Annotated in this window: 24 protein-coding genes, 1 tRNA gene, 2 pseudogenes and 2 riboswitches; of the genes and pseudogenes, 21 read left to right on the top strand and 6 right to left on the bottom strand. The window is 43.7% G+C overall.

The genetic code is table 11. The features are described from left to right. The first annotated feature begins 31 nt into the window (after nt 1-31). The gene (locus tag ABXS78_RS13125; RefSeq protein WP_366247572.1) at nt 32-838 is read left to right on the top strand and encodes a manganese catalase family protein; all 807 of its coding nucleotides are present in this window, start codon (nt 32-34) and stop codon (nt 836-838) included. Between the two features lie 98 nt (nt 839-936). Continuing rightward, nucleotides 937-1,012, top strand: a tRNA-Arg gene (locus ABXS78_RS13120). A gap of 107 nt (nt 1,013-1,119) precedes the next feature. Here the strand turns inward: ABXS78_RS13120 and ABXS78_RS13115 are convergent. Next, a complete protein-coding gene (locus ABXS78_RS13115; protein ID WP_366247571.1) occupies nt 1,120-1,446 on the bottom strand; it encodes a tyrosine-type recombinase/integrase in 327 nt (108 codons plus the stop codon). Nucleotides 1,447-1,505: 59 nt separating this feature from the next. Between ABXS78_RS13115 and ABXS78_RS13110 the strand changes: the two are divergent. Together ABXS78_RS13110 and ABXS78_RS13105 are read left to right on the top strand one after the other, a co-directional pair. Further along, nucleotides 1,506-1,583 (top strand): annotated as a pseudogene (locus ABXS78_RS13110) (hypothetical protein); the annotation flags it as partial. An 89-nt stretch (nt 1,584-1,672) separates the two neighbouring features. Continuing rightward, nucleotides 1,673-1,866 (top strand): annotated as a pseudogene (locus ABXS78_RS13105) (DUF5776 domain-containing protein); the annotation flags it as partial. 84 nt (nt 1,867-1,950) lie between these two features. Here ABXS78_RS13105 and ABXS78_RS13100 read toward each other — a convergent pair. Both ABXS78_RS13100 and ABXS78_RS13095 read right to left on the bottom strand, forming a co-directional pair. Continuing rightward, nucleotides 1,951-3,489 (bottom strand): MDR family MFS transporter, encoded by a 1,539-nt coding sequence (locus ABXS78_RS13100; RefSeq protein WP_366247570.1) that lies wholly within the window; start codon nt 3,487-3,489, stop codon nt 1,951-1,953. Beyond that, nucleotides 3,486-4,373 (bottom strand): helix-turn-helix domain-containing protein, encoded by an 888-nt coding sequence (locus ABXS78_RS13095; protein ID WP_366247569.1) that lies wholly within the window; start codon nt 4,371-4,373, stop codon nt 3,486-3,488. Before ABXS78_RS13095 ends, ABXS78_RS13100 begins: the two co-directional genes overlap by 4 nt. A 582-nt stretch (nt 4,374-4,955) precedes the next feature. Between ABXS78_RS13095 and ABXS78_RS13090 the strand changes: the two genes are divergently transcribed. From ABXS78_RS13090 to ABXS78_RS13025, 14 genes are all read left to right on the top strand, one after another. Next, complete coding sequence (locus ABXS78_RS13090; RefSeq protein ID WP_366247568.1) at nt 4,956-5,660, top strand: GntR family transcriptional regulator; 705 nt, start codon at nt 4,956-4,958, stop codon at nt 5,658-5,660. A gap of 56 nt (nt 5,661-5,716) precedes the next feature. Then, a complete protein-coding gene (locus ABXS78_RS13085; protein WP_366247567.1) occupies nt 5,717-6,763 on the top strand; it encodes a Gfo/Idh/MocA family oxidoreductase in 1,047 nt (348 codons plus the stop codon). A gap of 36 nt (nt 6,764-6,799) precedes the next feature. Further along, on the top strand, nt 6,800-7,801 hold the full coding sequence (locus ABXS78_RS13080; protein ID WP_366247566.1) for a TRAP transporter substrate-binding protein: 1,002 nt from the start codon (nt 6,800-6,802) through the stop codon (nt 7,799-7,801). Between the two features lie 19 nt (nt 7,802-7,820). Next, nucleotides 7,821-8,336, top strand: coding sequence for a TRAP transporter small permease (locus ABXS78_RS13075; RefSeq protein ID WP_366247565.1), 516 nt, complete (start codon nt 7,821-7,823; stop codon nt 8,334-8,336). A gap of 31 nt (nt 8,337-8,367) precedes the next feature. Beyond that, nucleotides 8,368-9,642: a TRAP transporter large permease gene (locus tag ABXS78_RS13070; protein ID WP_366247564.1), complete on the top strand. Its 1,275-nt coding sequence runs from the start codon at nt 8,368-8,370 to the stop codon at nt 9,640-9,642. A gap of 63 nt (nt 9,643-9,705) precedes the next feature. After that, nucleotides 9,706-10,536, top strand: coding sequence for a TIM barrel protein (locus tag ABXS78_RS13065; RefSeq protein ID WP_366247563.1), 831 nt, complete (start codon nt 9,706-9,708; stop codon nt 10,534-10,536). A 32-nt stretch (nt 10,537-10,568) separates the two neighbouring features. Beyond that, nucleotides 10,569-11,396 (top strand): citryl-CoA lyase, encoded by an 828-nt coding sequence (locus ABXS78_RS13060; protein WP_366247562.1) that lies wholly within the window; start codon nt 10,569-10,571, stop codon nt 11,394-11,396. A gap of 6 nt (nt 11,397-11,402) precedes the next feature. Beyond that, nucleotides 11,403-12,830 carry an aldehyde dehydrogenase family protein gene (locus ABXS78_RS13055; protein ID WP_366247561.1) on the top strand — a complete coding sequence of 476 codons (1,428 nt, stop codon included), beginning with the start codon at nt 11,403-11,405 and terminating at the stop codon, nt 12,828-12,830. Between the two features lie 32 nt (nt 12,831-12,862). Beyond that, on the top strand, nt 12,863-14,626 hold the full coding sequence (locus tag ABXS78_RS13050; RefSeq protein ID WP_366247560.1) for a thiamine pyrophosphate-binding protein: 1,764 nt from the start codon (nt 12,863-12,865) through the stop codon (nt 14,624-14,626). Between the two features lie 17 nt (nt 14,627-14,643). Continuing rightward, entirely contained in the window at nt 14,644-15,837 is a 1,194-nt protein-coding gene (locus tag ABXS78_RS13045) for a CaiB/BaiF CoA-transferase family protein (protein ID WP_366247559.1), read from the top strand. A 268-nt stretch (nt 15,838-16,105) separates the two neighbouring features. Then, nucleotides 16,106-17,311: an MFS transporter gene (locus ABXS78_RS13040; protein ID WP_366247558.1), complete on the top strand. Its 1,206-nt coding sequence runs from the start codon at nt 16,106-16,108 to the stop codon at nt 17,309-17,311. Between the two features lie 102 nt (nt 17,312-17,413). After that, nucleotides 17,414-18,250, top strand: coding sequence for a manganese catalase family protein (locus tag ABXS78_RS13035; protein WP_366247557.1), 837 nt, complete (start codon nt 17,414-17,416; stop codon nt 18,248-18,250). Nucleotides 18,251-18,361: 111 nt separating this feature from the next. Then, nucleotides 18,362-18,646 (top strand): holin, encoded by a 285-nt coding sequence (locus ABXS78_RS13030; RefSeq protein ID WP_366247555.1) that lies wholly within the window; start codon nt 18,362-18,364, stop codon nt 18,644-18,646. 58 nt (nt 18,647-18,704) lie between these two features. Then, a complete protein-coding gene (locus ABXS78_RS13025) occupies nt 18,705-19,031 on the top strand; it encodes a hypothetical protein (protein ID WP_366247554.1) in 327 nt (108 codons plus the stop codon). A gap of 29 nt (nt 19,032-19,060) precedes the next feature. On the opposite strand, the gene ABXS78_RS13020 is transcribed toward ABXS78_RS13025, so the two are convergent. Then, complete coding sequence (locus ABXS78_RS13020; protein WP_366247553.1) at nt 19,061-19,615, bottom strand: GNAT family N-acetyltransferase; 555 nt, start codon at nt 19,613-19,615, stop codon at nt 19,061-19,063. 186 nt (nt 19,616-19,801) lie between these two features. Here ABXS78_RS13020 and ABXS78_RS13015 point away from each other — a divergent pair, with 186 nt between their 5' ends. Further along, on the top strand, nt 19,802-20,110 hold the full coding sequence (locus ABXS78_RS13015) for a hypothetical protein (RefSeq protein ID WP_366247552.1): 309 nt from the start codon (nt 19,802-19,804) through the stop codon (nt 20,108-20,110). Between the two features lie 25 nt (nt 20,111-20,135). Next, nucleotides 20,136-20,414 (top strand): hypothetical protein, encoded by a 279-nt coding sequence (locus ABXS78_RS13010; protein ID WP_366247550.1) that lies wholly within the window; start codon nt 20,136-20,138, stop codon nt 20,412-20,414. A gap of 189 nt (nt 20,415-20,603) precedes the next feature. Here the strand turns inward: ABXS78_RS13010 and ABXS78_RS13005 are convergent, their stop codons facing one another. Then, nucleotides 20,604-20,954: a P-II family nitrogen regulator gene (locus ABXS78_RS13005; RefSeq protein ID WP_095224419.1), complete on the bottom strand. Its 351-nt coding sequence runs from the start codon at nt 20,952-20,954 to the stop codon at nt 20,604-20,606. A 19-nt stretch (nt 20,955-20,973) separates the two neighbouring features. Further along, nucleotides 20,974-22,185: an ammonium transporter gene (locus tag ABXS78_RS13000; RefSeq protein WP_366247549.1), complete on the bottom strand. Its 1,212-nt coding sequence runs from the start codon at nt 22,183-22,185 to the stop codon at nt 20,974-20,976. Nucleotides 22,186-22,837: 652 nt separating this feature from the next. Next, a riboswitch (SAM riboswitch) is annotated at nt 22,838-22,949 on the top strand. A 75-nt stretch (nt 22,950-23,024) separates the two neighbouring features. On the opposite strand from ABXS78_RS13000, the gene metX reads away from it, so the two are divergent. Further along, complete coding sequence (metX, locus tag ABXS78_RS12995) at nt 23,025-24,092, top strand: homoserine O-acetyltransferase (RefSeq protein WP_366247548.1); 1,068 nt, start codon at nt 23,025-23,027, stop codon at nt 24,090-24,092. 1 nt (nt 24,093) lies between these two features. Further along, nucleotides 24,094-24,202, top strand: a riboswitch (SAM riboswitch). Nucleotides 24,203-24,228: the final 26 nt, after the last annotated feature.

The following is a 24,228-nucleotide window of genomic DNA, read 5'->3' as shown; positions in this document are numbered from 1 at the left end:
GCGAAAAGCAAAAAACTCTAGGAGGTAACACATGTTCAACCATTCGAAAGTACTACAATATCCAGCAAGACCAGACAAACCGGACGCACTGTTTGCGAAGAAAATGCAGGAAATCTTGGGTGGACAATTCGGTGAAATCACTGTAGCCTTACAATACTTATTCCAAGGATGGAGCGCACGAGGCGAGGAGAAATATAAAGATTTGATCATGGATACAGCAACTGAGGAAATCGGTCACGTTGAAATGATTGCAACCATGATTGCCCGCCTTCTTGATGGAGCACCTGTTAAGGAGCAGGAAGAAGCTGCGAAGGACCCTGTCATCGGTGCTATCCTAGGCGGCATGAATCCACAGCATGCAATTGTTTCAGGTCTTGGACCACGCCCGACAGACAGCAATGGTGTTCCTTGGAATGCAGGCTATATCATCGCAAGTGGCAACCTTCTAGCAGATATCCGTGCCAACATCAACGCTGAGTCACAAGGCCGTCTGCAAGTGGCTCGACTATATGAAATGACCGAAGACCAAGGTGTACGCGATATGCTATCCTTCCTGCTTGCACGTGATTCCATGCACCAAAACCAATGGATTGCAGCAGCGCGTGAACTGGAAGAGAAGAACGGCATCATCGTACCAGGCTCCTTCCCAAGAGAATTGGAAGTGGCTGATTATGGCCATACTTTGATCAACTTCTCTGAAGGGGAAGACTCTAAAGAAGGCAGCTGGGCAAATGGTACAGCTCCTGATGGCGGCCAATTCAACTATCAAGAAGCGCCAACAGCACACGGCGAAAAACAAGAGCTGCAGCCAGCACCAGAATATATGTATCCAAAATAAGCAGAAGCCCCTGGTGAGGGGCTTCTATTCTATTTAAAAAGAACTTGCTTATAACTGCTGATTATCGTATAATTATCGTTGTCACATTAATTACATATGCGCTCGTAGCTCAGTCGGATAGAGCGGTGGTTTCCGGTACCACGTCTGCCGGGGGTTCGAATCCCTCCGAGCGCGCTTATACATAGAAAACAGCAAGAGTTTGGCTTTATGCCGCTCTTGCTATTTTTTTGTTTATAAGCACTTTGCAAACATATTGCAAACCTTCGTGTTCCGAAATAAATTTAATCTCTTCTTTTATTGAAAAGCTGACCCAGCATTTTAGCAGCTGCTGATTGCATACCAGGAATTAAATGAGAGTAGGTATCTAAGGTTATTTGTATGCTGGCATGCCCCAGTCGTTCTTGCAAAACCCTAGCGTGAACGCCAATCTTTAATAGAAGGGTTGCATGAGTGTGGCGCAACGAGTGAAATGATATCCGTTTTACACCTGAATTCTCTATAGTCCGCCAAAATACCTTATTTAAATTTGGAGGAGTAATATAGTTTCCAGTGTCGGTTGCATTTACTAAGTTATAATCAGCATATTTAGTTAGGATTCTATTGCACATGGCCGCGCAGCCTGTTGATGCTGCAGAAAAATTCTTCTTCAATGTGGAGGTGAGATAATATGCCAGGACAATTCAAGGCACAAAATACAATCTCAGGTAAAGAAGGACGTCTTTTCATGGACGGCGAAGAAATGGCTTAATGGCTTGGGGGATCGTGGATGCTCTATGTGAAATCTACGGAAAGAAACCGACAGCCCCTGGCTCCGATGCTGACAAAGGTGCTAATGGTAAACTTGTCGTTGTGAAGGACAACTCCGATTGCTGGCTATGGACCTATAAAAGCGCCAACTGGAATGACAAAGCAATCAAAGTAAAACCCGGCGAAGCATTCACAATCACACTGTGAGCGGTTCCAAAATGTATCAAATCAAATCCGGTTTGTACATCACCGCTTCCAGCAAGTATGTAGATGTACGATAGTAAAAACCCCCCTCCTGAGAGGGAGGGGGTATTCCACATCTATTTCTTTTCTAGTGGAAATATCTAAATGTATCGTCGGTAGATCTAATGTTGAGACGTTGTATTTTCTTCCAAAGGCTTACTGCTGCTGAGCTTGCCATTACCAATGAAAAGAGCAAAAATAACGGCAACAGCTATCAGTCCTGCGGAGAGCAGAAATAGTGTATGAAGCCCATCTATAAATATTGTCTGCAGAGCATTATAAGCATTTTGTGACATTCCCTCTGAATTGCGTAATGCATCTTGAATGTTCTGGCTAAGAACACCAGCAAGATCAGGATTTTGATGAAGACTGGATTGTGCATCATTAGCTACCTGACTATTCAGTACGCCTCCCAGTAAACTTATTCCTATTGTAGCTCCTAGTGAGCGAAATAAGTTTATTGATGCGGTAGCTGCCCCAATGTCTTTCTTAGGTACTAGTTCTTGTGTCAAGGTTGTTAAAGCTGGCATTAAAACTCCCATTCCTAAACCGATAATTCCAGCACAACAGCCAAAGTACAACAGCGAGGTACTCGAAGTGAGAGCGGATAACATTAAGAAACCACCAACCATACCAAGCAAACTAATGACAAGAAGATTCCTATATTTGACTCTTGTTAGAACAAAACCGCCAAATATACCTGCAATCATTGCACCAAGCATCAACGGTAGTAGCATGTATCCAGACGCCGTTGCAGACATCTGCTTCACATTCTGCAAGTAAAGTGGGAGGAAAGAAATCGCGCCAAACATACCTAAACCCATAAAGAAACTGACAACTGATAAAATAGAAGTTATTCGATTCTTAAATAAATACATAGGTAGAATAGGATCTTTTGCTTTCGTTTCAATCCAAACAAAGAGCGCAAGTAAAACTAAACCCCCTATCAATAAAGTAAGCACCAATGGGGATCCCCAAGTATGGCTTGCTGAATCTCCCCCTTCACCGCCTGTTAAAACTGTTGTCAATAAAGTAGCCAGAATACCGAGAGTAAGCGTAATAGCTCCCCACCAATCAATGGATGGTTGTTGTTTTTCAGTACTTTCCTGATAACCTACCCAAATGAATACTGCGGCTATTAAAGCGATAGGAATGTTAATAAAGAAAATCCAATGCCAGCTTAGATTCTCAGTCAAAAACCCGCCGATTGCTGGTCCGATGATACTTGAAATCATGAACATGGAGCCAAGAACTCCCGATATCTTTGCGCGCTGTTCCACAGAATAAATATCGGCAATCATAGTAAAAGCAAGAGGCAATAGAGCTCCAGCTCCAATTCCCTGAATTCCCCTAGCGATTACTAGTAAAATAATATCGTGAGCTAATCCGCACAATATAGATCCGACCAAGAAAAAGCCAAGACCGATCAAATATATTTTTTTTCGGTCGAATAAATCGGATAACTTTCCGAAGATTGGAATGCCAATAGATTCAGTAAGCATGTAAACCGCTATGACCCAGCTGTAAAAAGCTAAGCCTCCAAGATCGCTTGTGATAGTAGGAAGGGCTGTAGATACAATCGTTTGGTCCAAAGAGGCAAACAGCAATCCGAGCATCACGCCAATCGTAACTAGCGTTTTATTTGTTGTTCTACTCTTCATAAGATTTCCTCGCTTTCTTTAAGAGCCAAGGAAACAGACTGCGCGATGGCCTTGAGCTCATCTAATTGAGATAAGTAGTGTAGTACAGTATTTAGAAGATATTTTCTAGGTCTAGATGACATCAACTCTTGCTGTAGAAACGTTATATTTAAGAGATAATCACTTTTGTCTTCCTCATCGATAGGACTGTTTTGAATAATTCCTGTCATACGATGTATTTTTTCTAACAAAGAGTTTTCCTTTTCCAAAGACATCTGACTCTCATCATAAAGGAGTTGATTTATTAAAGAGGGTTGCTTGATAGTTGCATAATCCTGTGTTTGAACAATTATTTTCATAGTTGATACAATATTCTTTGCTATTTGTAGAAAGTCAGCTTTATCCTCATCATAGCAACGAATTATATTCAGCCATTCCTTATACAATCCTTCAAAGATAATAGCTAAATTCATTAAAGAATCCTTATTAAGATTAATATCAAAAGCAAGTTTGAAGTTATTCATATACATTCTATAATTTTGCAACTTAGCCGGTTTTTCATACTTTAATAATTGGCCAATCTCCTCTTTTGAAAAAGCTTCATTGATAGAATCAAAAAAGATACGGTTAAAATGGTGGTGAGAAATAATCATTTCAACCTTTTTAGTAAGCTTCTCATGTTCACTATCGTTAGTTAATTCTATCTCTGCATTTTTTTTATAAATTTCTTCATGTATTTGGGCCAGTGCTGCAAGTAATATTTGTTTCTTTGACTCAAATTCTTTATACAATGAAGCTTTAGATATATGACATTTTCGTACTATATCTTCAACTGATGTACGGTTATAACCCTTCTCTTTAAATAAAACAAGGGAAGCGTCAATTATTTTTCTTTTATTATTCATGCTTTCTCTCCTTTCTAGAATAAACTACAGTACCTATTAGTACTGAGTCAAGTTATTTGGTTATTTTAATAGGATTGAATTAAGTACTAATCAGTTTTAGGAAAGGGACATGGTCTAAATAAAAAGCCCAATCCCGTATAGGGAGTGGGCTTGATTATAGCGGAAACTAAATATTTCCTTTATGTATAACTGCCATATCTTTTCTGAACAAGTCCTCTAATGCAAATATCTCACTCGGTGTGAACTTTCTAAGCATCGGATGCTTCGGTGTTATTTCCGGAAATGGAATATCATCTTCTTCAGATAACACCCACTTAAGCAAATGATCCTTTGCAATTTCATTTTAAAAATTGGTTTCCGGTACCACGTCTGCCGGGGGGTCGAATCCCTCCGAGCGCGCTTATACATAGAAAAACAGCAAGAGTTTGGCTTTATGCCGCTCTTGCTGTTTTTTTATTTGCAAAAAAAAGACCAGGCAATATATCTCAACAACAAGCATACAGTGTAAGCATGAAGCGCAACCACTTGTATACTAGTATCATTTTCGAATTATACAATCCAGAGGATAAAGAGTTGATAAGAATGAATAAGTTGACTGTCCAGCGTAAGACACTGGCTTATGAAGTTTATAAACACTTATACAACAAGATTATCACGTTAGATTACAAGCCGGGGCAGATGATTTATGAAAACACGATAGCCGAAGAACTAGGATTAAGCAGAACGCCTGTAAGGGAAGCCATTCAAATACTTGCTTCAGAGGAGTTCCTGCAGATTATTCCCCAAAAAGGTATCCGGGTGAAATATATTTCAAAGAAAAAGGTGCAGGAAGCGTTACAGGTTAGAAAAAGTCTGGAAGCAGTTGCATTTCAGGAAGCAGCTGGCAGGTGGGATGAATCCAATTTACAGGTAAGTGACTACAAGGCGGATTTACTGCATATTATGAACCAACAAAGAGATGCAGCTAAAAAGCAGGACGTTATTACTTTCTACCACTATGATGAAGTGTTCCACGATAAGGTCCTTGAAATTTGCGGCAATCATACTTTAGGAGCTATCGTACGTCAGGTCAGAGGTCATGTGAATCGGATCCGTTATTTGGAATTTTTCGAAACAAGGGAAATGGATCGTGTCATACATGACCATGACGAGTTGATTGCGCTGATACAGAATAATGACAGGGAAGGGGTTGCACGAAGGCTGAATCAGCATCTCGATACAGCTGCCAGGCACTATGGCGACATAATGGGAAAATATGCTGATTATTTTGAAGCTCAATCTCAGTAGCTGAGCTTTGTGTCGTCCATAACTTGTATACTAGTATGCTAAAAGGAGGAATGGAGTTGAAGATTGCGGTACTCGGTTTGAATCATGGCTTTACATTGGCTCAACAAGCGAAAAAGATGACTGGAATTACATTGGTGGCTGTAGCTGGTAGTAACGCGAGTGCAAAAGATCGGGCTAAAGAACTGGATGTGCCTTTATATGAGGATTATAGGGAACTCATCGATGAATGTTTGTTGGATGGGGTGATTATCACATTACCAAATCACTTACACAAAGAAGCTGTGAAGTACTGTGCGGATAAAGGTTTACATTGTCTGGTGGAAAAACCTATCGCTGACACACCTGATGCCGCTCAGGAGATGATAGATTATTGCCGGGAAAAACAGGTACAGCTTTTAGTTGGTCATCATCGTCGTTATTCAGCAAAGATCAATCATTTGAAGCACCTATTGGATAGTAAGGTCATCGGGGACTTAATCGGCGTGAATATGATGTGGGCCCTTGCCAAAGATCATGACTATTACAAAGAAGCGTGGCGTGTAAAGGCAGGCGGAGGGCCGCTTTTGATCAATGGCATTCATGACTTGGATAACTTACTTTATGTTACCGGTTTAAAAATTGAAAGCGTTTACGCTGTTGGGAAGAATAAGATACGGTCTGGAGAAGTGGAGGACGCGGTAACGGCAATCCTGGAGGCTGAAGATGGGACTGTTATCCAATATTTCCTTTCTGATGGTGTGCCATCTCCTTGGTCTTATGAATTCAATCTGAAGGAAAATCCAATCTATCATTTTTATGAGGAAGATTGCTATTACTTTTTCGGAACAAAAGGGAGTTTGGCATTTCCAAGCTTTCGTTGCTATCAATACAGTGAGGAAGCGTATGGCTGGAAGCATCCTTTGATTGAGAAGCGATACTTGCCTGAAGATACTGTGGATCCAATAGCTGCAGAATTAGCCCACTTTGAAGATGTATTGAGGGGGGCAATTATTCCTCGCGTACCAGGAGAAGCTGGATTAAGAACGTTAGAAGTACTGGAGGCAATCAATCTTTCCATTCGAGAGAAGAGAAGTGTGAAGCTACAAGAAATTTCAAGTAAATAAACACAATCGTTCCATTCAGGAGAAAGTGGGGGTTGGATGAAACAATTGTTTCTGTTTTTATCATTTTTTAGCATGCTGTTATTTGTAAGCGCTTGCAGTGGAGATTCTTCAACAGAAAAAGAAGTGAAAGTCATGCGTCTTGCAAACGCTACGCCTGATGATCGTTCTTTAAGTAAGGCACTGTATATGTTTGAAGGCAAGCTGGAAGAAGAAACGGATGGCTCCATTGATGTGGAAGTGTATACGAATACCGTTATTGGAGGAGACAGGGAAATATTTGAAGGGATGCAGTTGAATACGATCCAGGGGGCTTCCATGTCGACAGGACCAATCGCCCAGTTTGCTGATACATTCAATGTGTTTGAACTTCCGTTTCTATTTGCAGATGAGAAGGAAGCTTATCAGGTATTGGATGGTGAAGTTGGAGAGCGTCTCTTGGCTGAACTGGATGATCAGAATGTGGTTGGTTTGAATTATTGGGAAAATGGGTTTCGAATGCTTAGTAACAATGTACGGGAAATCAAAACGGTAGACGATGTCAAGGGAATCGATATCCGGACATTGGAAAATGAATGGCATATGGAACTTTGGAGTGAATTGGGTGCCAATCCAACCCCGATGAACTACGGTGAATTGTATATAGGACTGGAGCAAGGCACCGTCGATGCACAGGAAAACCCGGTGGGTAATGTAGTGAACAGTCACTTCTATGAGGTACAGGATCATCTTACAGTCACGAATCATATTTACAATGCGAGTCCGTTCATGGTGAGTAAATCATTTTGGGAGTCGTTGACGGCAGAGGAGCAAAAAGCTGTTAAGAAAGTTGCTGATGATGTGCAGCAGGAGCAAAGAAAGATGAATCAACAGGAAGTGGAGGACAGCTTTGCTTTTATAAAAGCGAAAGGCATGAAGGTTACGGAGTTAACCGAGGAAGAGCTGGGGCGTTTTCGGGAAGCAACAAGGCCGGTACGTGAGAGGTTTATCGAAAAGTATGGAGATGATTGGTTAAGGCAGATAGAAGCAGAAACCGATTGATGGATTGAAGGGGGTACGTATGAAATCTATTCGATGGCTAAATCGCTATGCTGAGGAATGCATGATGGTCTTTCTGCTGTCCGTTATGGTCATAGTCATTTCAGCACAAATCATGATGCGTTTTATCTTGGGATCGTCTATTGGATGGTCGGAAGAATTAGCTCGTTACTGCTTTATATGGCTTGTTTTTATTGGAATAAGCTACGGAGTGAAAAAGCAGCGGCATATAAGTATCGATGCAATTTATAGATTGTTGAAGGGGAAGCAGCGTGTCATCCTCCATATCATTGTAAATATGCTGTTTTTATCATTTGCTGTCATTCTATTGATTTATGGCGGTAAAATCAGTAACCAGATTTATCTGTGGGGGCAGAATTCTCCTGCATTGCAAATAAATATGGGGTTGGTTTACATGGCAGCACCTGTCAGTATGCTGCTGACATCCTGGCGTATAATCCAGCAGCTTCTACAGCATTTTCGAACAATCCGCAACGGGGAAGAGCTTTCCGATGAAGAGCATCCATCTGTGTTTTAATGCTGGAAATATGATATTGGGAGAGTGAGAAATGTCTGCAATCATTATGTTTGGCAGCTTTGGCCTCTTGCTGTTATTAAGCGTCCCGATTGGTATTGCGCTTGCTTTGTCATCCATCGCTACACTGTTATACGCGCAAGATATGCCACTGGAATTTTTAGCTCAAGGATTAGTTACATCTGTAGACTCTTTCCCGATCATGGCAGTGCCATTCTTTATTTTAGCCGGAGAAATCATGGGAAAGGGAGGACTTTCAAAACGATTGATCAAGGTAGCAGGATCGATCGTTGGAAATATAGCAGGCGGATTCGCAATGACGGCGATAATTACATGTTTCTTCTTTGCTGCCATATCAGGGTCTGGTCCAGCAACTGTTGCAGCCGTTGGGGGAATTCTGATTCCTGCAATGGTTCAGATAGGGTATAGCAAGCAGTTTGCCGCTGGCATAGTTGCGGCGGCAGGGACATTAGGAGTGATCGTGCCTCCGAGTATTCCAATGATCGTATACGGCGTAGCTAGCGGGACTTCGGTTGGTGATCTTTTTATTGCTGGCGTACTGCCAGGTCTTCTGATTGCCATTTTAATGCTGATCTATGTATATTTTTATGCCAGAAAGAAAGGATTTAGCGGAACCGGAGAAGCTTTTTCTTTTAAACGTTTGTTACGTGCTGTCTGGGATGCCAAATGGGCGTTAATAGTACCTGTGATCATTTTAGGTGGGATATATGGTGGTTTCTTTACACCGACAGAAGCGGCGGTTGTCGCAGTTGTGTACGGTTTGATAGCTGGTGTGTTGTTGTACAAGGAATTGCGACTAAAGGACTTGTATGAAGTATGTCGGAATGCAGCGTTGATGACAGCAACTATCATGCTGATCATCGGAGCGGCTACAGCATTCGGAAAAATCATGATCATTGAACAAATGCCCGCTAAAATTGCTGGCGGAATGCTGTCGATTTCCGACAATCCTATTATTTTGATTGCTCTGATTGTAATCCTGCTGCTTTTCGTCGGAATGGTAATGGATACAACGGCAGCAATCATTATTTTCACACCGCTGTTGCTGCCGGTTGGAGTGGAGCTGGGATTCGATCCGGTACATTATGGGATGATCATCATTCTAACACTGGTGATCGGATTCATCACACCACCTATCGGAGTCAATCTATTTGTTGCCAGCGAAATATCCGGCTTATCAATCATGAAAATCTCAAAAGCTATCGTCCCTTATATTGCAATCATGCTTCTAGCACTGATTCTTCTCATCCTCATTCCGGAAATAGCACTGCTCTTATTGGGTGGATAGTCTCAAATAAAAAGAAAATGGCGGATTTTGCTCAGAAGATAGAATACAGAAAGGTTGATCACTTTGAAGGATCAATTTTCTTTAGCGCATCTGACAGCATTGGCATGTCCTCCCCCAACACTAACTTATATTGCAGCCAGGGCAGGCTTTGATTTTGTAAGCATCAGACCGATTTGTATGGGACTGAAAAATGAACCGGATTATAACTTGGCTAGCAACCGAAAGATGCTGAGACAAACAAAAACAGCACTTCGTGAAACTGGTATCCAAGTGTTAGATATAGAGCTAGCCAAAATAGTGGATGGTATGGATCCGAAACAGTATGAACCAGCTTTTGAAGTCGGAGCAGAGCTTGGAGCTCGGCATGTGCTTTGCAGCGTTTGGACTGATGATCTGGTATTTGCAACCGAGCGTTTTATCCAATTATGTGGATTAGCAAAAACCTATCAATTGACGGTAGAATTGGAATTTGTGCCAGTTGCATCCGTGGCTACATTAGCGCAGGCTGTCAGCATGCTCACAACTGCTGCTCAGGATAATGCAGGGCTGATGATTGATAGCCATCATTTTCATCGTTCGAAGGAAAATGTAGGCGATATCAAAAAGATACCCGCTGAATGGTTTCATATGTTTCATTTATGTGATGCGAGCAAAGAAATTCCAGCATCGAAAGAGCAGATGATCAAGATAATGAGAGAGGAACGCCTCTATGTTGGAGAAGGTGGTATTCCCCTCAAAGAGATTTTACAGGAGATTCCGAAAATCCCATTTTCTTTGGAAATTCCTCATTTGCAGCGAACAAAGGATTTAGGGTTCGAAGAGTATGCGAGAAGATGCTTACAATCGGCGAAGGAATATATCAGTCTGAATCTGGATGACGTAAACATATACTAGTGTACAAGATTGAGATTTTGCGAGGTGAGAGAATGAGTGGACGAAGTGCATTGGAGCATTACAAAAAAGGCGGTGCCTGGTGGGAAACAGAGATTAGCGACATCAAGAAAAATCAAATCGTTCTTCGCGGTAAACGAATTGAGGATCTCATTGGGAATGTATCTTACAGCCAAATGCTGTTTTTTCTGCTTGTCGGCAAGGAACTGACCGATCAGCAAGCTGAATTATTCGAAAGTGTGCTTGTAGCCGGTGCGGATCACGGTCCGCGCGCCCCTTCGATAGCGGCAGCAAGAATGGCAGCTACTTGCGGTGTTAGTTTTAATTCGGCTGTTGCTACAGGAATCAATATGCTGGGAGACATTCATGGCGGAGCTGTCGAAGGTGCAATGGAATTATTGTATATAACCAATACAGAACTAGCATCTAATAAAAATGCTGTATCGGATACCTTGCAGCGTTTCCTTGCTGAAGGGAAGAAGCTTCCTGGTTTTGGCCATCAGCTGCATGATCAGGATCCGCGAGTTAACAGATTGTACGATCTGGCGCAAAGAGTGATCGACAGCGGAGAAATTACCGGAGAATATCTTGCGATTCTAGAAAATTACAGGCAAACGATGTCAGCAGTAAAAAATCGAGCGTTTACGATCAACGTCGACGGCATTTCTGCAGCCATTCAATGTGAACTCGGTATCCCGGCAGAAGCCGCCAAAGGGATCTTCTCCCTCTCGAGGGGAATGGGAATCGTTGCGCATGCCTATGAAGAATTAATGCAGGGCACATTGATCAAAGGCCCGTGTCCTAATGAAGAGAAGCTAGTTAAATATACAGGAAATATACCAGAAGATATGCACAAGGAGTGATAGGGAATGCGAAAGGCCAGACCTTTTGTAAATGGTGTATGGATTGACGATGATCGTGAACATATTCCGGTGCTGGGTCCTTATAAAAATGAACAAGTTGGCTTTCAATTAACAGCAAATAAAACAGAGGTCGAGCTGGCATTGGCAGCAGCTAAAAGCAATAAAAAGCAAATTGCGGCTCTTACACAGGCCTTCCGGGCTAAGGTGCTGTATCGGGCTGCTGCTTTGCTGGAAGAGCGCAGAGATGAATTTGCGAATTTGATAGCAAAAGAAGTAGGGAAGGCTCTTAAAAATACGCGGGATGAAGTTGCTCGTTCCATAGAAACATTGCAGCTGTCAGCGGAGGAAGCCAAACGACTTTTGGGTGAGACAATCCCGGGAGGAGCTTCAGAGCGAGGATCGTCCTCCATGGCTTTGACGTTTCGTGTTCCTGTAGGAGTAGTGGCAGCTATAACACCGTTTAACGCACCGCTCAATTTGATATGTCATAAAATCGGACCAAGTTTTGCCGCTGGTAATATCACTGTTCTAAAACCAGCTCCGCAAGCGCCTTTAATTGCGACTGCACTTGTGGAACTGCTGCTGGAGGCTGGCATGCCGGCGCAGGCAATCCACATGATTCTAGGTGGAAAAGAGATAGGCGAGCAGCTCGTCCAGGATGATCGAGTCAATCTTGTATCTTTCACTGGAGGAGTTCCAGGTGGCAGGCAAATCAGCAAAACGGCTGGCATGAAAAAGGTACTGCTAGAGCTTGGGGGAAATGCGGGAACCATTGTCCATAAAGATGCCAATGTTGAGCGGGCCGCTGCCATTTGTGCGAAAACAGCATTCAGTAATTCCGGGCAAAGCTGTATTTCCGTCCAGCGTATTTATGTGCATGAACAAATCTTGAACGCATTTGTTGCAGAGCTAGAGCAGCGGACAGCAGAGCTTATTGTTGGGAATCCGGAAGATGAGCACACAGATGTTGGGTGTGTCGTGAATAGACAGACAGCAGAGCGGATCAGTGAATGGATCGGCGACGCTGTTGCAGAAGGGGCGGAGCTAATTCATGGCGGGAAGGTGAATGGCGCTTCCATAGTGCCGGCAATTCTGCTTCGTCCGAAAAAGCAAAGTAAAGTTGTCTGCCAGGAAGTGTTCGGACCAGTAGTCAGTGTGCTGCCCTATCATGATTTGGACGACGCAATCAAAGAAGTGAATGATTCGGATTTTGGTCTGCAAAGTGGCATTTTTTCTAATTCACTGGAAGTGATCCGTAAAGCGGTAAAAGAACTGGAGGTAGGCGGTGTCATCATCAATGGATCATCAAATTTCCGCTTGGATCATTGGCCATATGGCGGTATTAAAAACAGCGGCATCGGCAGGGAAGGTCCTCGATTCGCTGCAGAAGAGATGACAGAAATGAAGATGGTCGTACTTCAGGATTTGCTGTAAGCGAACACGAAGAGCTAGGAGGATACCTTAATATGAAAAAGTTGGTTTCGGAGCAGTTAGTCAAATACCTGGAATCTCGTGGTGTGAAACATATATTCGGACTATGCGGTCACACCAACATCGCAGTGTTGGCAAAATTAGAAAAAAGCACTATTAAGTTCATTAATGTACGACATGAGCAAATTGCGTCACATGCAGCAGACGGATATGCACGGGTAACGAAGAAGGCTGCGGTAGTACTCAGTCACTTAGGACCTGGTTTGACAAATGCTGCAACAGGAGTTGCCAATGCAGCTTTAGACTCTACTCCGATGGTCGTAATCGCAGGCGATGTGCCAAGTTATTATTACGGCAAACATCCGCACCAAGAAGTGAATATGCATGCTGACGGCGCACAATATGAAATCTATCGTCCGTTCGTAAAGCGAGCATGGCGTGTTGATCAGGCGGAGCTGTTTCCGGAAATCCTTCAAAAGGCATTCCAGCTGGCGGAAAGCGGATGCCCCGGCCCTGTTCTTATATCCGTACCGATGGATATATTCTCGAAGAAAATAGACGAAGACAGCTTCAAGCTGTTACAGCACCATACCCAGGTAGTGGAAAAACCATCAATAGATGAAGAAACAGCAGCACGCATTGTAGAGAAATTAGCTGATGCGAGGCGCCCGGTACTGTATGCCGGAGGCGGTGTGGTGCTGGCCGATGCAGCGGAGGAGCTACGGGAATTTGTGGAGCATATGAACATACCGGTAGCTCATTCGCTGATGGGAAAAGGGGTTCTGCCTGACGATCATGAACTGACGCTTGGCATGACTGGCTTCTGGGGAACAAGCTTCATTAACGAGCAAACAAAAAATGCCGATTATATTTTCGGGGCAGGCACTCGTTTTTCAGAAGCAGATTCAAGCAGCTGGTATGATAACGTAACCTTCCATTTTCCAAAAACCAAATTGATTCACATCGATATTGATTCGAATGAGATCGGTCGTAACTATCCGGTTGAGATTGGGGCGGTTGCTGATCTGAAAAAGGCGTTCATTGCACTGAATAGGGTAGCACGTCGTTTATATCCAGACGGCATTGACCGTAATCAGCAACTAAAAGAAGCGATCATAGCCTATCGCAAATCATTACGCGAGCGCATTTCCAAAAATGTGCACAGCACATCCTTCCCGATGAAACCAGAGCGTATATTGGCTGAGGTTCGTGACGTTCTGCCGCGGGATGCCTATCTTACAACAGACGTTGGCTGGAATAAAAACGGTGTAGGACAGCAGTTTCCTATTTATACGCCAGGATCTATCTTAACACCTGGGGGCTTCGCAACGATGGGCTTTGGCAGTTCAGCTGCTCTTGGCGCCAAGATAGCTGCTCCGGAAAAGGTAGTTGTTTCATTGATAGGCGATGGTGGATTCGGACAAAATCCTTCTGTCTTGGCAACAGCAAAAGAAGAAAACATCCCGGTTGTCTGGGTTGTCATGAATAATAGCGCCTTTGGTACAATTGCTGGCTTGGAAATGGCGCATTATGACACTACTTACGGAACGAGATTCCAGATAGATGGTACTAGTTACTCGCCTGACTTCGCTGCAATTGCGAATGGATATGGCATAAAAGGAATCAAGATTGAAAGTGCGGAGCAATTCAAAGGGGCATTAAAAGAAGCGATCGCAAGAAATGAACCAGTTGTCATTGATGTAGCAATGAAAAATGAGCCGGTGCCTACAGATGGAAAATGGAACATAAATGATATTTATTCACCTGATCAAGCTAAATCACATGTAAGCATTCCTTGAGGAAGGAGGGAAGAACTATGCCAACACCTTTGGAAGGTGTAAAAGTGCTAGATGTTTCCACAATGATTGCAGCACCGTTCGGAACGGCATTGCTGGGGGATTTTGGTGCGGAAGTCACGAAGGTCGAGATACCAGGACGAGGAGATACATCAAGAAGTGTTGGACCATTCAAAGGAGATGAACCGCTGCGCTGGCCCGGTCTGTCACGTAACAAAAAATCGTTAACACTTGATCTGCATAAAGCAGCAGGTGTGGAAATCATGAAAAAACTGGCCGCGACACATGATATCTTAGTGGAAAATTTTCGTCCCGGAACGCTGGAGAAATGGGGAGTAGGCTACAATGTACTGAAAGAGATCAATCCAAATTTAATCATGATTCGTGTTTCGGGTTATGGCCAAACAGGACCATACCGGGAAAAGGCTGGATTTGGCACGCCGGCGACAGCGTTCAGCGGTTACACCTATTTACAGGGGTTCACCGATCGTCATCCGGTAAGTCCGCCATTTTCGCTGACTGATTATATATGCGGTATTTATGTCGCCTTTGCGGCTGTGACTGCTATCTATCACCGAGATACAAATGAAGCGGGCACGGGACAGATGATAGACGTTGCGCTTTATGAATCAGTCTTTCGAATGATGGAATTTCTCATAGCTGAATATGATCAGCTCGGTAAAATACGGGAACGTTCACCCGGGCTAGCGGGACATTCTTCTCCTTCCGGGACATTTAAAACACAGGATGATCACTGGGTCGTACTTGTTACAAGTACAGATACAACCTTTAACCGTCTGGCGGCTGCTATGGAACGTACAGATTTGCTGACGGATACGCGTTATCATACGAATGCAAGCCGGCTGGAGAATAATGATAGTATCAATCAAATTGTCGCAGATTGGATTAGTGAGCACCCTCGGGAAGCGTTATTGAAAAAGCTCGATACTCACGGAGTGCCAATCAGTCCGGTACTGAGCATTGCGGATATTTTTGAAAATGAGCACTATCAAGCTCGCGAAAACATTGTCGAAGTGAAGCATCCGAGACTGGGAGAAATCAAAGTACCAGGGATTGTCCCTAAATTTGAAAAGACACCAGGCAGTATTAGGTCTGTTGCACCAGATTTAGGAGAGAATAATGACGAGATTTTAAAAGGGTTAGGTTATTCTCGTGATGAGATAGAAGCGCTGAAGCAAAACGAAGTTATATAAACAGCTGCCCGACGGGAAGTATAGCCTAAGAGCTAAAGCGATGAAATAGCATTTTGGTTTTGCTTAACGATAAGCTTTAAAAATTGTGGGACGCAGAAGTACTTTCTAAGAGCAAGGTTCTGGCAGTTTGCCAGCCTTGCTTTTTTTCTTTTCCGGGAATCTGATTTAGCTGCTTTACAAAGTAAAGTAAACAATTATAATGAGGATAGATTAATTAACTTAACTTAACTTTTTTGATATAGCCCTGCAGCAAAAGGAGAATGATTATTTGAAGAAGCCAATAAAAGAACAAAAATCCGTATTAATTATATTATTAAGCAATTTATTCATCGCTTTTTTAGGGATGGGACTTATCATTCCTGTGATGCCGTCATTCATGGAGATTATGCACTTATCAGGCAAGACGATGGGTTATCTTGTTGCTGCATTCGCAGGGGCGCAATTGATTATGTCGCCATTTGCAGGCCGCTGGGTGGACCGATACGGCAGAAAGAAACTCATTACAGCAGGTTTGTTTCTTTTCGCTGTTTCTGAGTTGATTTTTGGCTTGGCGACACATGTCTCTTTACTCTATCTATCAAGGATATTAGGCGGCTTCAGTGCTTCCTTTATTATGCCTGGTGTCACAGCATATGTAGCTGACATCACGACGAATAAAGAACGGCCGAAAGCGATGGGATACATATCGGCTGCAATTAGTACAGGATTCATAATTGGGCCTGGACTTGGCGGATATATTGCCGAATATGGCATTCGAACACCTTTTTACGTTGCTGCGGTTATAGCATTCCTAGCATGCTTTTTATCTATTTTCATACTGAAAGAGCCTCTGACGAAGGAGCAGCTTGCTGAGATTGCGGACAGTAAAAAGGGAACTAGTTTTCTGGGTGACTTGAGAAGATCATTGAATCCGATTTACTTTATTGCGTTTTTCATTGTATTTGTACTCGCATTTGGTTTGTCAGCTTATGAAACTGTATTTAGTCTCTTTTCTGACCATAAGTTCGGCTTTAATCCAAAAGACATCGCATTAATTATTACGGTGAGTTCTATCTTCGGCGTGATCGTGCAGGTCCTGCTGTTTGGGAAGATGGTAGATGTAATGGGTGAAAAGAAGCTGATACAGCTATGCTTGATAATCGGTGGTGTTTTAGCTGTTGTGTCTACGGTAATTTCCAGTTTCTTATTAGTACTCGCTGTAACTTGCTTTATCTTTCTTGCCTTTGATTTGCTGCGACCAGCTCTGACAACGTTTTTATCCCGAACAGCTGGCAAGGAGCAAGGTTTTGTTGCCGGAATGAATTCAACATATACTAGTTTGGGCAATATCATTGGTCCAGCGTTAGGTGGAATATTATTCGATATAAACATTCATTACCCTTATCTTTTTTCGGCAGTAATTTTGATTATTGGTCTGGCTATTACATTCTTATGGAAGGGCAATAATCAGCAGGAATCCTCATCGGAAAATTAATTTAAGAATCTGGCCCCGCGTTATTATTGTATGTATACATACTTTCGTCCCGACGCTCATATAATTCTGCGTTGGATAAAAACGAAAGAGGTGGGGTGCAACATGTTTTATCACATCAAAGAGCTCCAATACCATGCCAAACCATCTAAACCTGATCCGGTTTTTGCGAGACAGTTGCAGGAAGCCTTAGGCGGACAATTCGGCGAAATTAGTGTAATGATGCAATACCTTATGCAGGGCTGGAATACGAGGGCAGATGCTAAGTATCGGGATTTGCTTTTTGACACTGGTACGGAAGAGATAGCGCATGTTGAAATGCTTGCCACTATGATTGCCAGGCTCCTTGACGATGCACCTTTTGAGGACCAGAAAAGTGCGTATGACCAAGATCCTGTCCTAGCTGCTGTCATGGGTGGTACAAATCCGCAGCATGCAATTGTATCAGGTCTAGGGGCATTGCCAGCGGATGCTGCTGGTTACCCATGGAATGCTAAATATATCATCGCAAGCGGGAATTTGCTTGCTGATTTCCGTGCTAATCTTAACGCAGAAGCTCAAGGGCGTCTTCAGGTAACACGTTTGTACGGCATGACTGACGATCCAGGTGTTCGCGATATGCTGTCATTCCTTATTGCTCGGGATACGATGCATCAGAACCAATGGGTAGCTGCAATCAGGGAACTAGAGGAAAGAGAAGGAGACATCGTTGTACCGACTACCTTCCCAAGAAGCTTGCAGAAGGAAGAAGTCGCGTATACTTTATTTAACTTCTCCAGAGGGGATGCAAGCTCCAAAGGGCGCTGGGCAAGCGGACCTAGTATGGACGGCAGAGGTCAGTTTAATTATGTGGCAGAGCCGCAGCCGTTTGCCGGAGCTCCGAAGCTGAAACCAGCTCCGTTCCTCTATCATGATACGATGCCGCCAAAATCCATGATGTAATATGTAAAGACGTACAGATGCAGCTTGTACGTCTTTTTTATATTAGGTTCGTATCAAATGCACGTTTCTTCTTGTCCGCATAGTATGCAGTACAAGAGGGAGGTGTGACATATGGAACCTATTCAAAATGAAATAATGTACCAAGTACTCGTCTTTGCAACAATCCTTGCACCGATTGTGACAGCGGTGATGGAACTGCTAAAGCGGAGCTTTCCTCGTATGGTGCCTTATCAAGCTTTTCTCAGTCTTGTAGTCGGTGCGATGCTGGGTGCTGCTGCATATCCATTTACCGATTTCGAACTTGCCGCGCGGCTTTGGGCAGGCGGCATTGCAGGATTGGCCAGCACAGGTATTTACAATACGCTTCTTACAAGAAAACAACCGCCTGACAGGTAGTTTAAAGAAGGTGAGATTAAGCTAAGGAGTAGTAAAAGTGGTTGATGGAGTTTTACTCATGAAAAAACTACTCTTAGCCTTGCCTCATTTGTTAGTATTCCTAGCCGCTTGTGGATTGCAGTATGATCCCGAGATTGAACAAGTGATTGAACTGGAAAATGAGCATCTTTCTGATCAAGGCGACGATATGAATTTGACTCGTGATACATCTGATATTTATATATATGCAGATGGCGGGTATGTTGAAATTCGTTATGATAATAGTGCTGGTCATGAGCAGCAGGCGGTATATGAAGAAACAGGTACTGATACGTACGAGCGGCATGATGGAATGCCGGAAGAAGCAGAGAATCTGAAGAGGGAATATGAAGAAGAGTATAGATAAAGGAATCGGCGGGCTTCAGCAGAAGCCCGTCATTTTTGTGCTGTATGGATAAAGACGAGGTGATCTGTCCATTGTCCATTCTCAAAGATGAAACCTTTGCGAATGCATTCATAATGCATGCCAACGCTTTTGGCAAGTGCGATTGATTGCGGATTGTCCAGGTTGATATGAGCTTCAATCCGGTTATAGTGAAGCTGGGAAATCCCAATTTCCAGTGCCAATCGTACGGCTGTCTTACCGTAGCCTTTGCCCCAATGCTGATTATGGATCGTATATCCAATTCTTCCCCAATGGAAATCATCACGTGCCAGAGTGGAAAAATCGATCATCCCAAGGTGGATGCCATCTGTTAGCCGGAAAACAGCAAATATATAGGCTTTATCTTCTGCAGCGAGCTGCTGATGCTTGTCCACTAAATCGGAAAACCAAGAATCTGTACATTCTGTCATATCAAGCAGTCCAGGATCATGGGCATGCTGGGACAGCTTGCGCCGGCTGAAACCGCTGAACCATTTCGCATAATCCTCTTTACGGAGAGGTCGAACTGTAATGCCCTCAGCATATGCTTCGCAATCAAAAGTCATTGTGTGCTCCTCCTTTCCTCCACTATATCATCAAATTCCATGTTTGCCCCTGAACAGTTTGACCATACACATCAAGGGATAACTGCATAGCTTATAACTGTAAGGCGATAACAAAAAAAGAAGGAGGAATAACTGATGGGTGAAAAATGGGAAAAGAAATGCAAATACGAAGGAGGAAATCAAACTATGAGCTACTACAAACACGATCGTGAAGAAGAAGAATTTGAAGGTACAAACGTAGATAACGAATCTGAATCTGAAAGCAAATCCAAAAACTACAACACAGCTAAAGTCGTTAAAAGCGGCAACTCTTGGGTTTACGTGAAAACAAAAGCAGATGCTGAAGTAGAAGAAGAATTTGATCTGGATTTCGAAGATGACGACCATGACCACGATCACGATCATGGACACGACCACGGTAAAGGCCATGGCAAAGGCCACGGAAAAGGCCGCCGTCCAAGACGCAGACGCGGCGGTTCTTGCGGCAGAAGATAAGAAAGAATAAGGAAGGAGAATAAACATGAGCAATGTAAGAAAATATGAAAAAAACCCGTTCTCAACCAGCAGAAATGACAACCGTTCCCATGTTGCCCATAGCGGCAACTCTGATGTAGATGTGATTGTAGAAGTGAATACGATGCCGATTGCCTATGCTATGCTTTGCTCCCTGCGTGCAACAAACCAGTTATCACAGCATGAATTTGAAGATGCCATAAAAAAATTGAAAGATCTTGTGGATGAAGATCGCCGCCACATAGAAAATGACCCGAATACGGCTAAAATCTATCATATAGAATAGTGAAATAAAGGTAGCTCTCCCGCCAGGCCCCCAAGCCAAAAGCGGGATTGCTGCTAGAGCTATCTGCTGTATCGTATGAGAACAATCGCCCTAATGTTACTAGCCTGCTCATGTTCTTCTCCCAGCCAGCCTGAAAATGGGCTGGCTTTTTCACGTAGAAAAAAGCGCCCCCATGAGGGAGCACTTTTCTTACAAGGCAGCCGGACCTTGTTTTCCTGTATTGATATCAATTGTTTGCTGGATTGGATAGACGAATATCTTTCCGTCACCTGCTTTACCAGTATGGAGTGCGCTTTTAGCGGCTTTAATGACGTCATCGACTGGAACTGCACTGACGACGATTTCCACTTTTAGTCGATCAAATACATTCTGTACTTTCTTGACGCCCCGGTATAACTCCGTATAGCCTTCTTCCAAACCGCAGCCTTGCACATGGGAGAAAGTCATGCCAGATACTCCGATTTCAGCCATTTTCATTTTGAAAGCTTCAAGATCCGCTGAATTTCTAGTGATAATCTCAACCTTGAACATGTCACTCATATACCGTTCCTCCTTTTAATTAGTCCTGGTAAGCACGCTCGCCATGCATCGTGAGATCCAAGCCTTTTGCTTCTTCTTCATCAGTAGCTCGTGCTTTGAAGATAAGGTTGACGATTGTGATCAGGATGAATGTCACCACGCCGACGAAGGCAAATGTCGCGATGATGGCAACCACCTGTCTCCATAATAGATCAATACCGCCACCGTAGAAAAGACCATTGTGCTCCACGATTGCGTTAATGGAGTCGCTAGCGAACAAACCAGTTGCGATGCCGCCCCACGTACCGCCTACTGCATGCAGGCCGAAAGCATCCAGTGCGTCATCATAACCAAGCTTCTGTTTCAGCCAGCCGACACCCCAGAAGCAGACAAGGCCGCCGATGAAGCCTATTGGAATACTGGCAATCGGGGAAACGAAACCAGCAGCCGGAGTAATAGCTACAAGACCAGCAATTGCACCGGATACAGCTCCCAGTAGTGTTGGCTTTTTGTTGACGACCCATTCAATGATCATCCAGCCTAGTACACCAGCGGCAGCAGCAGTATTTGTATTGATGAAGGCATACATTGCTACATCATCGAAAGCAAGCTCACTGCCGACGTTGAACCCAAACCAGCCGAACCAAAGCAAAGCGCCGCCAATCAAGGTGAAGATCAGGTTATGCGGTGCTGTGGAACCAGCATTTTTTCGTTTGCCGATGACGATGGCAACAACCAAGCCTGCAAGACCGGAGGAAATGTGGACAACATTTCCGCCTGCGAAATCGAGTGCGCCCATTTCAGCTATCCAGCCGCCGCCCCATACCCAGTGTGCTAGCGGGGAGTAAACGATGAGGACCCATAGAACTGTAAAAAGAATAAATGCTGGGAAACGAATACGTTCTGCATAAGCGCCAGACACGATTGCAGTTGTCAGAATCGCGAATGTCATTTGGAACATCATGAATAAGTTGAATGGAATAGTGTGTCCTTCAGCCGGTTCGAAACCAACATTATTAAGTCCGAAGAAATCTAATCCTCCAATAATTCCGTTACCTGGTGAGAACGCCAATGAAAAGCCGATAATAATCCAGATAATCGATACGATTGCCATTGTCGTAAAGCTATGCATCGCTGTGCTCAGTACGTTCTTGCTTCTTACTAACCCGCCGTAAAAGAGTGCGAGTGCTGGTGTCATCAACCATACCAAGACAGTTGCGACAAACATGAATACCGTATTAGCCATATCCATCTTCTCTACCCCCTGTGAGTATCTTTATTGTTTGAAAATTTAAATCTTTTCTCATTATAAGTGCCAGACAAAAAAATGTAACAAACTTGTCAGGTTATCTTACGTGAATATTTCTGACCAACTTGTGTAAGTGTTTTCAGGGCTTTCGTCATGAAGTGTTACTTAAAATAGGACTGCATCTAAGAAAGATGGGAAATTTAGGGTGGTTTGTGCAGGTTGCTAGCGGGAATAGATAGTCAGCTGCGGAGAAGTGCTACATCGGGAGTTTGACAATAATTGTAAAGCATGATAAGATAGTTAACGTCTTCGATGTTTAAGTAACTTTATCGAAGATCATTGGCATTCTGCTATAGTTTTAATCAGAAGTACTTATTCAGACTGGAGCGGCCTAGGAGCCGTGAGGATGCAATAGAGGTAGGGATTGCATCGTTTAAGTGTAAACTACCATGTGGAACAAGTACCGCGGCAGGAGGATGTATTAGGTATCCTCTACTTACAATAGAAAAGTTACATTTTAGCCCCGCATTGGCATTAGCTGATGCGGGGCGTCCAAATTTCCAGGGATATTTATAACGTAAATGGAAATTTCAGAATTTATAGTTGACTCATAAAATAACACATGCTACAATCCTGTTAACAAATAAATAGCAAGCTCTTATCAAGAGAGGCGGAGGGACTGGCCCGACGATGCCCGGCAACCTGCAAGCAGAAATGCTTATAAGGTGCTAATTCCTGAAAGTGCGTATGCACTTTAGAGATGAGAGAGACAAGTCGGTACATATTGCCACCCTGTCCTCTCAGGGTGGCTTTTTTATTTGAGGGGAGGAAGCGTACGGAACATGAAGTCACAACAGTTATACCAAACCGGCAAACTTCTCATCGGGGATTTCGAGCTTGAATCAGGTCATATCCTTTCAAAGGTAGAGGTTGCTTATGAAAAAAGCGGTCCTGAATCGGGAGAAACGGTGCTGGTCTGCCATGCTCTGACAGGGGATCAGTTTGCGGCCGGCACCAGTGCAGATCCAGGCTGGTGGAGCGGATTGCTGCAGCCCGGAGGTTTTATCGACACCGACCGGTATCAGATAATTACATTCAATGTGCTTGGCGGATGCAACGGGACAACAAGTGCCTTATCAATAGATCCAATTTCGGGAGAGAGGTACGCATCGGCATTTCCTGCTATCACGATTCGTGACATGGTTTCGGTTCAGCGCACTGCGTTGGAGAAGCTAGGAATCTCTCATTTGAGGGCTGTGATCGGCGGATCATTAGGAGGGATGCAAGTGCTGGAATGGGGTGTCATGTACCCGGATTTTATGGATGTACTAATCCCCCTTGCAGCAACTCCTTTTGTGAGTGACTATGCGATTGCCTATAATCACTTGGCCAAGACAGCTATCACATCTGATCCGAATTGGAACAATGGTAATTACACAGCAGACAAATTACCTGCAGCAGGTCTTGGACTTGCACGGATGGTAGGAATGCTTACTTACCGTTCTGATCATCAATATAATGAGCGCTTCCGACGCGCTGCATCCCAAAGGGACGATGCAGCATATGAGGTGGAATCATACTTGAACTACCAAGGAGAGAAGCTCGTCAATCGTTTTGATGCCAACTGTTACATGACATTACTGGAGGCTATGAACAGCCATGATATCGGAAGGGGCAGAGGTGGCTGGCAGTCTGCTGCCCAAAGTATAAAAGCGATTGTACTGTCGTTCGGCTTCTCGAGGGATCTGCTGTTCCCTCCGGAAGAGATTAGCCGCTTTGCGGCAGAAGTTCCAGGTGCGCGCCATGTAGATGTAACAACAATATATGGACATGATGGCTTTTTGCTTGAATTTGAGAAGTGGGGACATCATATCCGTCATTTGCTTCAGCAACCTATAAAAATTTCATAATAGCTTATCAAGAGAGGCGGAGGGACTGGTCCGATGATGCCCGGCAACCTGCAAGCAGCAATGCTTGGAAGGTGCTACTTCCAGCAAACAAAGAGTTTGAGAGATAAGAAGTTCCATGCTTATGCAGCAGCTTCTT

It is taken from the genome of Terribacillus aidingensis (assembly GCF_040703035.1).
GTDB lineage: Bacteria > Bacillota > Bacilli > Bacillales > Amphibacillaceae > Terribacillus.
Note: the sequence above shows the minus strand (reverse complement) of the source record. Positions and strands in the feature narration are given on the sequence as shown.

Excerpts from the sequence above, each read along its gene's own strand:
- ABXS78_RS13125 (WP_366247572.1), top strand. The coding sequence starts at position 32 with ATGTTCAACCATTCGAAAGTACTACAATATCCAGCAAGACCAGACAAA.
- ABXS78_RS13115 (WP_366247571.1), bottom strand. The coding sequence starts at position 1,446 with ATGTGCAATAGAATCCTAACTAAATATGCTGATTATAACTTAGTAAAT.
- ABXS78_RS13100 (WP_366247570.1), bottom strand. The coding sequence starts at position 3,489 with ATGAAGAGTAGAACAACAAATAAAACGCTAGTTACGATTGGCGTGATG.
- ABXS78_RS13095 (WP_366247569.1), bottom strand. The coding sequence starts at position 4,373 with ATGAATAATAAAAGAAAAATAATTGACGCTTCCCTTGTTTTATTTAAA.
- ABXS78_RS13090 (WP_366247568.1), top strand. The coding sequence starts at position 4,956 with ATGAATAAGTTGACTGTCCAGCGTAAGACACTGGCTTATGAAGTTTAT.
- ABXS78_RS13080 (WP_366247566.1), top strand. The coding sequence starts at position 6,800 with ATGAAACAATTGTTTCTGTTTTTATCATTTTTTAGCATGCTGTTATTT.
- ABXS78_RS13075 (WP_366247565.1), top strand. The coding sequence starts at position 7,821 with ATGAAATCTATTCGATGGCTAAATCGCTATGCTGAGGAATGCATGATG.
- ABXS78_RS13070 (WP_366247564.1), top strand. The coding sequence starts at position 8,368 with ATGTCTGCAATCATTATGTTTGGCAGCTTTGGCCTCTTGCTGTTATTA.
- ABXS78_RS13060 (WP_366247562.1), top strand. The coding sequence starts at position 10,569 with ATGAGTGGACGAAGTGCATTGGAGCATTACAAAAAAGGCGGTGCCTGG.
- ABXS78_RS13055 (WP_366247561.1), top strand. The coding sequence starts at position 11,403 with ATGCGAAAGGCCAGACCTTTTGTAAATGGTGTATGGATTGACGATGAT.
- ABXS78_RS13050 (WP_366247560.1), top strand. The coding sequence starts at position 12,863 with ATGAAAAAGTTGGTTTCGGAGCAGTTAGTCAAATACCTGGAATCTCGT.
- ABXS78_RS13045 (WP_366247559.1), top strand. The coding sequence starts at position 14,644 with ATGCCAACACCTTTGGAAGGTGTAAAAGTGCTAGATGTTTCCACAATG.
- ABXS78_RS13035 (WP_366247557.1), top strand. The coding sequence starts at position 17,414 with ATGTTTTATCACATCAAAGAGCTCCAATACCATGCCAAACCATCTAAA.
- ABXS78_RS13030 (WP_366247555.1), top strand. The coding sequence starts at position 18,362 with ATGGAACCTATTCAAAATGAAATAATGTACCAAGTACTCGTCTTTGCA.
- ABXS78_RS13025 (WP_366247554.1), top strand. The coding sequence starts at position 18,705 with ATGAAAAAACTACTCTTAGCCTTGCCTCATTTGTTAGTATTCCTAGCC.
- ABXS78_RS13020 (WP_366247553.1), bottom strand. The coding sequence starts at position 19,615 with ATGACTTTTGATTGCGAAGCATATGCTGAGGGCATTACAGTTCGACCT.
- ABXS78_RS13015 (WP_366247552.1), top strand. The coding sequence starts at position 19,802 with ATGAGCTACTACAAACACGATCGTGAAGAAGAAGAATTTGAAGGTACA.
- ABXS78_RS13010 (WP_366247550.1), top strand. The coding sequence starts at position 20,136 with ATGAGCAATGTAAGAAAATATGAAAAAAACCCGTTCTCAACCAGCAGA.
- ABXS78_RS13005 (WP_095224419.1), bottom strand. The coding sequence starts at position 20,954 with ATGAGTGACATGTTCAAGGTTGAGATTATCACTAGAAATTCAGCGGAT.
- ABXS78_RS13000 (WP_366247549.1), bottom strand. The coding sequence starts at position 22,185 with ATGGATATGGCTAATACGGTATTCATGTTTGTCGCAACTGTCTTGGTA.
- metX (WP_366247548.1), top strand. The coding sequence starts at position 23,025 with ATGAAGTCACAACAGTTATACCAAACCGGCAAACTTCTCATCGGGGAT.